At 44.2% G+C, this 9,286-nt stretch carries 11 protein-coding genes; 5 read left to right on the plus strand and 6 right to left on the minus strand.

What is annotated here, in order from left to right:
- Positions 1-99 precede the first annotated feature (99 nt).
- Together LAY57_RS33025 and LAY57_RS33030 are read left to right on the plus strand one after the other, a co-directional pair.
- Positions 100-1,314: a glycosyltransferase gene (locus LAY57_RS33025; protein WP_249071427.1), complete on the plus strand. Its 1,215-nt coding sequence runs from the start codon at positions 100-102 to the stop codon at positions 1,312-1,314.
- Positions 1,315-1,400: 86 nt separating this feature from the next.
- A complete protein-coding gene (locus tag LAY57_RS33030) occupies positions 1,401-3,095 on the plus strand; it encodes a glycosyltransferase family 39 protein (protein WP_249071428.1) in 1,695 nt (564 codons plus the stop codon).
- A gap of 65 nt (positions 3,096-3,160) precedes the next feature.
- Here the strand turns inward: LAY57_RS33030 and LAY57_RS33035 are convergent, their stop codons facing one another.
- The 4 genes from LAY57_RS33035 to LAY57_RS33050 all read right to left on the minus strand — a co-directional run bounded on the left by LAY57_RS33035 (position 3,161) and on the right by LAY57_RS33050 (position 6,947).
- A complete protein-coding gene (locus tag LAY57_RS33035) occupies positions 3,161-3,769 on the minus strand; it encodes a hypothetical protein (RefSeq protein ID WP_249071429.1) in 609 nt (202 codons plus the stop codon).
- Between the two features lie 31 nt (positions 3,770-3,800).
- Entirely contained in the window at positions 3,801-4,379 is a 579-nt protein-coding gene (locus LAY57_RS33040) for a Uma2 family endonuclease (RefSeq protein WP_249071430.1), read from the minus strand.
- A gap of 375 nt (positions 4,380-4,754) precedes the next feature.
- Positions 4,755-5,363: a DUF3318 domain-containing protein gene (locus LAY57_RS33045; protein WP_249071431.1), complete on the minus strand. Its 609-nt coding sequence runs from the start codon at positions 5,361-5,363 to the stop codon at positions 4,755-4,757.
- Between the two features lie 45 nt (positions 5,364-5,408).
- Positions 5,409-6,947 (minus strand): NupC/NupG family nucleoside CNT transporter, encoded by a 1,539-nt coding sequence (locus tag LAY57_RS33050; protein ID WP_249071432.1) that lies wholly within the window; start codon positions 6,945-6,947, stop codon positions 5,409-5,411.
- Between the two features lie 279 nt (positions 6,948-7,226).
- Between LAY57_RS33050 and LAY57_RS33055 the strand changes: the two genes are divergently transcribed.
- From LAY57_RS33055 to LAY57_RS33065, 3 genes are all read left to right on the plus strand, one after another.
- Positions 7,227-7,493, plus strand: coding sequence for a hypothetical protein (locus LAY57_RS33055; RefSeq protein WP_249071433.1), 267 nt, complete (start codon positions 7,227-7,229; stop codon positions 7,491-7,493).
- 140 nt (positions 7,494-7,633) lie between these two features.
- The gene (locus tag LAY57_RS33060) at positions 7,634-7,984 is read left to right on the plus strand and encodes a hypothetical protein (protein ID WP_249071434.1); all 351 of its coding nucleotides are present in this window, start codon (positions 7,634-7,636) and stop codon (positions 7,982-7,984) included.
- Positions 7,981-8,151 (plus strand): hypothetical protein, encoded by a 171-nt coding sequence (locus LAY57_RS33065; protein WP_249071435.1) that lies wholly within the window; start codon positions 7,981-7,983, stop codon positions 8,149-8,151. Before LAY57_RS33060 ends, LAY57_RS33065 begins: the two co-directional genes overlap by 4 nt.
- 33 nt (positions 8,152-8,184) lie before the next feature.
- Here the strand turns inward: LAY57_RS33065 and LAY57_RS33070 are convergent, their stop codons facing one another.
- Complete coding sequence (locus LAY57_RS33070) at positions 8,185-8,367, minus strand: hypothetical protein (protein WP_249071436.1); 183 nt, start codon at positions 8,365-8,367, stop codon at positions 8,185-8,187.
- 38 nt (positions 8,368-8,405) lie between these two features.
- Positions 8,406-9,286, minus strand: an 881-nt coding sequence (locus LAY57_RS33075) for a WD40 repeat domain-containing protein (protein WP_249071437.1), incomplete at its 5' end; no start/stop codon positions are given.

Here is a 9,286-nt window from a genome sequence, read left to right on the forward strand (position 1 = left end):
TTGACTTTTGACTTTTGACTTTTGACTTTTGACTTTTGACTTTTGACTTTTGACTTTTGACTTTTGACTTTTGACTTGTCAGTACTTCAAGCTTGTCCAATGAGTGTTAACCCGGCTAAATCAAGGCTTTCAGTTCCATCCGGTTCGTTGCAGATTTCTGAATTGCTGCCTAGCTTATCTGGCACAAACGGTCATTTCCTCCGCTTTTCTCTGGTAATTCCCACTTATAACGAGGGTAAAAATATCAAGGATATGGTTCAAATGTTGAGCCAGTTGCTAGATAGCGTTATCCCTGGTGACTACGAACTGATTGTAGTGGATGATGATAGCCCCGATCGCACTTGGGAAGTTGCACAATCCCTGATACCAGAATATACCCAATTGCGGGTGATGCGCCGTCAGCAGGAAAGGGGACTTTCTACAGCGGTGATTCGCGGTTGGCAGGTGGCGAGGGGACAGATTTTGGGAGTCATAGATGGCGACCTTCAGCATCCACCTCTGGTGCTATTAAAACTTTTGGCAGAAATTGAGGGGGGTGCGGATTTGGCAGTTGCCAGTCGCAATGTAGAAGGCGGTGGCGTCAGCGAGTGGAGCTTTGTGAGGCGGTTTTTATCGCGTGGGGCTCAGATATTGGGGTTGATTATCCTGCCGGAGGTGGTAGGTCGCGTGGACGATCCGATGAGTGGCTATTTTATGGTGCGGCGCTGTGCTATTGTCGATCGGACTCTGAATCCGCTGGGGTACAAAATTCTGATTGAGGTGATCGGTCGTGGCAAAATAGGTCAGATTGCTGAAGTGGGCTATGTGTTTCAAGAACGCCAAGAAGGTGAGAGTAAGGTTACTTGGAAACAATATGTGGAGTATCTGGGACATCTATTGAGGTTGAGATTTGACCGATGGCCTCTAGCACGGTTCTTGCGTTTTGGTATGGTGGGTTTGAGTGGAGTGTTTGTGGATATGACCGTGCTTTATTTACTCCACGACCCCAGTACGCTCGGTTGGGCGCTGACTCGCAGTAAAATTATCTCTGCGGAAGTGGCAATTATTAATAACTTTATCTGGAACGATGTCTGGACTTTTGGGGATATGGCAAATCGACAGCGAGGCAGGCGCAAGCGTTTAAAGCGGTTCCTCAAGTTCAATATTGTCTGTTTGATTGGGCTGGTGTTAAATGTGTTGCTGTTGAATGTGCTGTTTAATTTTTTGAATATTCACTATCAGCTAGCAAATCTGATTGCGATCGCAACTGTAACTTTTTGGAATTTCTGGATTAATATGAAGCTTAGCTGGCGGGTGACTGAAATTAACAATTAAAAATCAACAGGTAGAAAATGCCCTTGGGTAAGTTAAAAGTCAAGATTTTTTCTTTCTTTCGCCTTTTGCCTGGGGACTTTTGCCTGGTGTTAGTGTGGTTCGCGATCGGCATCTGCTTGCGCTTGAACCACCTGGAATTAAAGTCTCCCTGGACGGATGAGTTTTCTACGATGGTATTTAGCCAGGGTAACAGTTTTCGGACTGTGCCGCTAGATCGAGCGATCGCACTCGATGTTCTCATGACGCCACTTATACCGACAGATGCTGGGATAGGAGAAGTAACTCAACATTTGCTAAGCGAGAGCAACCATCCGCCACTTTACTTTGTTCTAGCGCACTTGTGGATGACATTGTTTCCTGGGGATGGGGGATTGGTTTCGCTGTGGATGGCCCGATCGCTTCCAGCTATACTGGGTGCAGTCTCTATTCCAGCTATCTACGGATTGGGGTGTATTGCTTTTCGATCGCGCTTAGTCGGTCAGTTGGCGGCGGCGATGATGGCCGTGTCGCCCTACGGCATTTTTCTAGCTCAAGAAGCACGTCATTACACTCTAGGCATTCTTTTTGTCATTGCTTCCCTCGCCTGTCTTGTGGTAGCCGTGAGGCACATTGGAGAAGAGAAGTCACTGCCTTTTTGGTTCTCAATAGTCTGGATTGTAATTAACAGTTTAGGGATTGCCAGCCATTATTTTTTCGTTTTCACTTTATGTGCTGAAGGGATAGTTTTACTGGCATTTTGGTATTGGGAAATGAGACATGACAAAAAGGAGAAGAATTTTCAATCCCAAATCCAAATCCAAAATCTAAAATCTTTAGTGGCGGTAACCGCTGGAACGCTAGCTGGGGGATTGGTTTGGCTGCCGGTGTGGCAGCATAGTTATAACAGCGAACTTACCGAATGGATCGGAAATAGCGATCGCATAGGATGGGAATGGCTGACTCCAATTTTTCAAGCGATCGCCGCTTGGATAACCATGCTATCTCTGCTACCTGTGGAAGTAACGGAACTACCGATAGTAATTGCCTCTGGGTTAGTGATGACAATTTTTTTCCTTTGGGCATTACCTATTCTGAATCGCGGTATCAAAGAAAGTTTAGCAAAACCAACTACTCGCCAACCAGTTTTGCTATTCGGGGGATTTGTTTTAAGCAGTTTATTCTTATTTTTCAGCATCACCTATGTTTTTGGAATTGACCTCACTCGCGGTGCTAGATATAACTTTGTCTACTTCCCTGCTGTCATTGTTTTGGTAGGTGCAAGCCTCGCCCCGGAAGTCAAAAATCAAAAGTCAAAAGTCAAAATAAAGATAGGGAAAAACTTATTTTACCTTTGGTATTTTAACTTTTCCATTATTTGGCTAATGGGATTTCTGAGCGCTATGACCGTTAGTTTCAATCTGGGCTATCAAAAATACTACCGCCCCGATTTATTAGTGCCTGTAATTCAACAGATATCTAAGGCAAACCTGCTGATTGCCACAACTCATAAAACCCACGTACAAACTGGGGAAATCATGGGATTAGGTTGGGAATTTAAACGTTTTGCTAGTTCGGAAATATCTGCAAATCCCATGTTTCTCTTAGCTCATAAAAATAGTCAAAATTCCACCTTACCTACAATAACGCTGCAAAAAACGCTGAGTACGCTGCCACGACCTCTAGATTTGTGGCTGGTGAATTTTCATGCACCTAATGATGTAAAGTCACAAAACTGTTCTGCTAGTTCCCAATCTTTGCCATTTGTCGATGGCTATGATTATCAGCTTTATCATTGTGATTAAAGCGGCTTGCAGTTGCATAAAGTACACCCCAGAAACCCGGTTTCGCAGGAGTTCAGTGCTGTTCCTTAGCCAATTGGATTTACTAAATACTTTAAAATACCGATTATCTTACGAATATTATCAATAAAATAATCATTCAAATCAACTTCCATAATTTGATGAGTAAGTCGTAAAAATTTCCAGTTAGTTCCGGTGGTGATCGCCCCATAGATTGGGGAAATATTATTATTTCTTCTTTCATTAAAGATTTGAGCCGCAATCATTTCAGCCATACATTGAGGTAATCCCGATTGGATATTATCATTTTTAGCTTCTACTAGGGCGACAACTGGTGCTTTGATTAAGAGTTGTTCGGGAGAGCGACTAATCAAAAAGTCACAAAAGCCATTCAATCCTTTTTCTACATCTACATTAAACTCTTTCCCTGAAAAAAAACTAATTTGATAATCAAATTGCTTTCTCAGTTCTACTAAAATAGGCGTAACAATTAATTCGGAGCGAGCTTTTTCAGTATTAATTGCTAAAGCTAAAGAAATATTTTCTTGCAAAGTTTGCCTGAGCAAATCGCTATAGTCAGATTCGGATATATTATCAAAAATACCAACTTTGTCGGCAATAGTTATGCCAAGGTTAGTTTCAATCATTTCTAGGGTTGTGAATTGACTATAAGACATTTTTATACTATATCATAAATGGATGTACAGTTCAAAAAACTGGTAAATCTAAAACGAATCCTGGTAAGACATCTTCTCCTGATAAAGTAGCCGATAACTGGACAATCTCAACGGTTTGATTCGGACGATAGATTTCTACCTGTTGTGCTTGGGGATTAATCAACCAACCTAACCGCAAACCACTGTTGAGATATTCTTGCATTTTCTCTTGTAGCTGGGTTAGGGAGTCGGTGCGCGATCGCAATTCGATGACAAAATCAGGACATAATGGGGGAAATTTTTCTTGTTCTTCTGGCGTTAATGATTCCCAGCGTTCGTGAGTGACCCAAGCTGCATCGGGAGAACGGCTTCCACCATTGGGTAAGCGAAATATGGTAGAAGAACTAAAGACTCTTCCTAGTTGAGTTTGACGATTCCAAATAACTAAATCTGCATTCAAATCGGCTTCTCGATTGCCGCTTAGTCCACCGATCGGGGGCTTAATTACTAATTCTTCTTTAGCAGTTTGTTCGAGTTGCCAATTTTGATTCACTTCGCATAGCTGGTAAAATTGCTCATCGCTTAAGCCAACGGTTTTCAAGTTTAAAATAACGGATTCGGAAGTAATCATTGCAATTCTACATACCGAGAAAACGCTGCAATTCTCAAGCTGGATACTCCAATCATATCATGTCTGGTTAAATTTTACCCTTTGTTCCACGCGCTATAGTATAGCAACCGCCAAGGCGACTCTTGACAGTAGGGGCGAACGCGAGTGCGTGCCGAGGCATTAGCATTCGGGTAGTAAATATAAGGTTTTAACCAATAAATTATATGCCCGAATGCTTCGCCCCTAGCCCCCTCCCCAGATTTATGGCTTAACCGACGAAAGCGGTTGCTATAATATAATAATATTTTGGCAGAAGTACAAACCCAAAGAGAAAACCCTGAGCAAGTGCCATTAGATTAGTAACCTACTTGCACGGGTTCATCTCTTTAGTAACATTTATTCCCGCTTGATGGTTTCGGGGACGCCCATTGGGGATAGACCTGCGATCGCTCTCAAGTTTTGGCAGCGGAGCAATTCGATAAAATTTAAGCTGGGACGCCCTTCAATTTTGGCTATAGCTTCGATCGCCAACAGCAGGTGCTGGGCTGCTTCTACTTCAGAGTAGCCGCGCCGTTGCGCTATTTTGATTGCAGCTTCATCCGCATCTAACTGAGACTGGGAACTGCGAGTGCTGCGCCAGATTTGGGTGGTAGCAAGGGCAGTTAATCCACCAGCGACTATCACACCCACCGCATCCCCCTGTACGAGTTCCACCATTGCGCCCAAAAATCCCGCTACTGTGACGCCTTGGTACAAATCCGGCTTAAACCACTTGATTCCAGTCAACCAACTAAGTATCCGCAATAGGATTAAATCGCGCTGAGGTCTGGTTAATCTACCCCACAAGTCAAAATTAATCCAAATCGGTCGATCGCCAGACCAGGGTAGGGGAAACTGGGTATCAACTACTTTTGCCTGTTCCGGTTTGCTAATAATTTTCGTCATCATGCGACCGGAGGCAGGCATGATATCTAAGAGGCGACGAATTTCAGTGGTTGGCTCCATACAATCAGAGGGGCTAGGGGCTAGGGACTAGGGAAAACCCAATGTTTAAAGCTGACTTGGTTTGGGAGCAGTTTGGGTAGCTGGCTTGATTTGTGGTGCAGTTTGTGCTGGTCTGGGAGCAGTACTCGCTGGGGATTGAATTGGGGCTGCTGTGGGGGCAGGAGCTTTTTTGTCTCCTAAGATGCTGCGGTTGCCTGTGTCAAAGACGCCAGCGATACAAGCGATCATCAAGGTTGCTAAGGTGCCGACAAATAGAGCTTTCCAACCTAATTCTGAAATATCTTTGCGGCGGGAAGGAATCAGGGCGATCGTACCACCGACGAAAATACCTACGGAGGCGAGGTGGGCGAATCCTGAGAGGGCGTAGCTGACGATTAAGACGGTGCGATCGCTTATTTCCCCTTTTGCGGCTGCTTCTGCTAAGGATTGGTAGGGGGGAATGGCTGTTTCTAGGAGTCTCCGCCCAATAATTACCGATGCTGTCCAAGATTCGTCAAAGGGTACTCCGGTTAAGAGAGTGAGAGGATAAAATAAGAATCCTTGAATATTTTGTAAGGTCACGACTTTAAAAACGTCGCCAATTGGAGATGGTAAAATTGCCAGCCAACCAAAGAATTGATTAATTAAAGAAACTAAACCCAAAATCAAAATCAGGACGGCTGCGATCGCCACTGCCATTTTTACCCCATCCAATGCTCCCACAATTGCTGCATCTAAAGGGCTAACTCGCTCGATTGGTTCTCCTCCCACCGTCTCCTGTTTAAATTCGTCATTTAGATCGTCATTTAACTCTTCGCCGCCGAGTTCCGTGCCGCTGAATTTTTTGCTATTTTTTGATGCTTTTTCTTCTTTGGGAATACCGCCAGCAGTGAGAGGAACTTCTGTTTCGGGAACCAAAATTTTTGAGAGAACGAAACAAGCAGGAATTGCCATGATTGAGGCAGATACCAAATGCCCCAAGATGTTGGGAAAAACTGGTTTAAGGAAACTTACATAAATTGCCAGAGTTGATGAAGCTGCCGTACCAAAACAACAAGACAAAATGGCACAAAGCTCGCTGCGCGTCATTTGAGGTAAATAAGGCTTGACGACGATCGCTGCTTCAATACCGACAAAGATATTAGCCGCGCCACTCAATGCCTCTGCGCCACTCAAGCGCATGACGGCATAAAAGACTTTGGCAAAAACTTCGGTTATTACTTGAATAACACCAATGTTGTAGAGTAATGCCATCAGCCCAGAAAAGAATATCACGGTGGGTAATGCCCGAAAGGCAAAAATATAACCCAGATTCACAGGAGGTACTACATCTGGTCTGGGGACGATATTCGTGCCAAAGACAAATCTAGCTCCTGCATCTGCCGCAATAAATACAGTATCTAGTAAGCTACTAAACCATTGTAGAGCTTCTCTGGTGGGTGGAAAAAGAAATACTAAAGCGCCTAGAATTAATTGCAAGGCAATGCCGGAGATGATGACGCGCCAGGGTATAATCCGTCGGTGTTCGGAAAATAACCAGGCGATCGCGCATAAGCCAAATATGCCAAAAAAGGAAATTATGTTGAGGTAGAAAGGATGGGACATGGGTAGATCCTTGGTGGGAGAATAAAAGCCCAAAAGTCTGGCGACACTAAAATCAGCAGTTTACCGAAAAATTAACCGATCGAGGGTAGGTCACGATACACCCAAGACAATAATCTTATAACTGAGGTGATGCTGCACGACTCGTGATGCAAAATCAAGTAAGAAGTTCCTAATTTAGGTAAAGTTTAAAATTCGACTGCCGTTGGCAAAGTTATCTACGATATCATATCCACTCTCACAAAGCCGATAATGGCCTCTACACCCCAGGAAGTTTGACGCATGGAAGCTTTTGCCCCAATTCCGCCCAACTGGACTGAAGTTGCGACTCACGCCCACGAGTTCAGCTGTCCCGCTTGCCACGCTACCTGTATGGAAGCTGAGCGGGTCTGGATCAATAGACGATCGCCAGTCTATACCGAAGACTACCGCAAAAAATGGCAGGAGTTCTACCAGTGCCAGTGTGGTAGTGTTTGGTGGGCATGGAGTAACGAACGCCCACCCTCGGAGTTTGCCAAGCACGAACCTTCTGAGGATGAGATTTTTTAAGGTGATGGCAAGAAAATTAGGGTATGTTGTTGCGCGGTAGCGCTAAATAGCAACAACGTACAAAAAAATTACCCATAACGGCTTTTGTAGTTGTTACATCAGTAGGATGTTGCTACATTCGAGGATATGATTTTCTAATTATGCCTATTCCATCAGAAATTGAAGATCTCATTGGTCAAGTAAACCAACAGTTGGATCGGATTGAGCAGGAAGCGCTGGAAGGAATGATCCTTGCCCGTTCTAGTCTAGAGCGTTTTCCTAATAACGCTATGCTGACTCAATTATTTGCTTATCTGAATACCTCAATGTTTTTTGTAAACATTTGTAGGAGAAGAATTCAAACTATTGTTGAAAACCTTTCCGCAGCTAAAACAATTACAAATGAAGAGATTCAGCAAACAGGAGAAGATTTGGCAACGGAACTGGGTCGAGCGTTAGAAACTAAAATAAGAGTCAGTGCGATCAAAACTCGTTTGGAGAACTTACAATGACAAAACCAGAACCAGATGAAAAGGAATTGCAAGAAATCCTAGAACTTGCTAAGGAAGCAGAACAAAAACTGAGGGAAATGACGGTCGGGCTAACCGCTTTGGCCGAAAAATGGCAACGTAGGGCTGAAGCTAAAGGCACTGCTGCTGCACAAAAGCAAGAAGTTTGATCAAGTGCGATGAGAGATTTAATTCCCCATTTTTTAGGGGATTAGCTGCTGCGGTGGGAAAGCGGAAATTTTCGCCTTGATAAAATTGAAATCGGTTAATAATTTTAGCAGTTGTTCGCTTTGGGATTTGGCAGCTAAAGCAGCAGGTAACTTGGCGAGAAATTCCCCCTGCTGGTCTGGCGAGATACTGGCTAATTGTGTTTTAAAATCACTCATATTAACTCCTATATTAATTGGTGTTTCTGTGTTTGAAATTATGGTTGTGTCACCCCCTCCAAACGCAGGAAATGCACTTTACCCAACGACTCACCCGCCACAATTGTCACGCCATCGGGCGCTATAGTACAGCAACTTAAACCACTATCTCCGGTGAAAGCGGCAATCTCATTTCCAGAATCCAAATCCCAAACTTTCAGGGTTTTATCTCCTGAAGCAGAAACGGCGAATTTGCCATCGGGTGCGATCGCTACTGCACTTACCCATTTGGTATGTCCGCCCAGAGTATTGAGTTCTTTTCCACTTGCTAAATCCCAAACTTTCAGGGTGTTATCCAAGGAAGCAGAAACAGCGAATTTGCCATCGGGTGCGATCGCTACTGCACTTACCCAGTTGGTATGTCCGGTGAGTGTTTTGAGTTCCTGACCAGATGCCAAATCCCAAACTTTCAGGGTGTCATCCCCTGAAGCAGAAACGGCGAATTTGCCATCGGGAGAGATCGCCACTGCATATACCGAGTTGGTATGTCCGGTGAGAGTATTGAGTTGATTACCTGATGACAAATCCCAAACTTTCAGGGTGTTATCGTATGAAGCAGAAACAGCGAATTTGCCGTCGGGTGCGATCGCCACTGCACTTACCCATGAGGTATGTCCACTGAGAGTATTGAGTTGATTACCTGATGACAAATCCCAAACTTTCAGGGTGTTATCGTATGAAGCAGAAACAGCGAATTTGCCGTCGGGTGCGATCGCCACTGCACTTACCGATTCTGTATGTCCACTGAGAGTATTGAGTTGATTACCTGATGACAAATCCCAAACTTTCAGGGTCTTATCGCCTGAAGCAGAAACAGCGAATTTGCCGTCGGGTGCGATCGCCACTGCACTTACCGATTCTGTATGTCCACTGAGAGTAT

Origin of the sequence: Argonema antarcticum A004/B2, assembly GCF_023333585.1 — a bacterium.
GTDB lineage: Bacteria > Cyanobacteriota > Cyanobacteriia > Cyanobacteriales > Aerosakkonemataceae > Argonema > Argonema antarcticum.

What these genes read in the sequence shown, in the direction of transcription:
- LAY57_RS33045 (WP_249071431.1), bottom strand. Translation starts at nt 5,363, where the DNA reads ATGGAGCCAACCACTGAAATTCGTCGCCTCTTAGATATCATGCCTGCC.
- LAY57_RS33070 (WP_249071436.1), bottom strand. Translation starts at nt 8,367, where the DNA reads ATGAGTGATTTTAAAACACAATTAGCCAGTATCTCGCCAGACCAGCAG.
- LAY57_RS33050 (WP_249071432.1), bottom strand. Translation starts at nt 6,947, where the DNA reads ATGTCCCATCCTTTCTACCTCAACATAATTTCCTTTTTTGGCATATTT.
- LAY57_RS33035 (WP_249071429.1), bottom strand. Translation starts at nt 3,769, where the DNA reads ATGTCTTATAGTCAATTCACAACCCTAGAAATGATTGAAACTAACCTT.
- LAY57_RS33060 (WP_249071434.1), top strand. Translation starts at nt 7,634, where the DNA reads ATGCCTATTCCATCAGAAATTGAAGATCTCATTGGTCAAGTAAACCAA.
- LAY57_RS33025 (WP_249071427.1), top strand. Translation starts at nt 100, where the DNA reads ATGAGTGTTAACCCGGCTAAATCAAGGCTTTCAGTTCCATCCGGTTCG.
- LAY57_RS33065 (WP_249071435.1), top strand. Translation starts at nt 7,981, where the DNA reads ATGACAAAACCAGAACCAGATGAAAAGGAATTGCAAGAAATCCTAGAA.
- LAY57_RS33040 (WP_249071430.1), bottom strand. Translation starts at nt 4,379, where the DNA reads ATGATTACTTCCGAATCCGTTATTTTAAACTTGAAAACCGTTGGCTTA.
- LAY57_RS33055 (WP_249071433.1), top strand. Translation starts at nt 7,227, where the DNA reads ATGGAAGCTTTTGCCCCAATTCCGCCCAACTGGACTGAAGTTGCGACT.